The sequence below is a fragment of the Streptomyces sp. BE20 genome (genome assembly GCF_036322525.1).
Taxonomy (GTDB): Bacteria; Actinomycetota; Actinomycetes; order Streptomycetales; family Streptomycetaceae; genus Kitasatospora.
The window spans coordinates 1-318 of the sequence record NZ_JAQYWW010000056.1 but is presented as its reverse complement, the minus strand read 5'-3'; the positions used below and the strand labels follow the sequence as shown (position 1 = coordinate 318).

Genomic DNA, 318 nt, shown 5'->3' with positions numbered 1-318 from the left:
GGACGCCGCCGTGATCGCCGACGCGGCCCGCACCATGCCCCACACCCTGCGCACGCTGGAACTCACCGACGAGATCACCGCCGAACTCACCGTCCTGACCGGGTTCGACCAGGACCTCGCCGCCGAGGCCACCCGCACCTACAACCGGATTCGCGGCCTGCTCACCCAGTTCCACCCGTCACTGGAGCCCGTGCTCGGACCACGGCTCGACCACCAGGCCGTCACCTGGCTCCTGGAGCGCCACGGATCCCCGGCCGCCCAGAGAAAAGCCGGACGCCGCAGACTGGTCGAACTGATCCGCCCCAAAGCCCCGCGCAT

The 318-nt window shown here is 70.4% G+C and carries 1 protein-coding gene; it reads left to right on the top strand.

What is annotated here, in order from left to right; translation table 11 throughout:
* Positions 1–318 (top strand): IS110 family transposase (locus tag PUR61_RS00205; protein WP_329874357.1); only part of this gene is annotated, 318 nt, incomplete at both ends.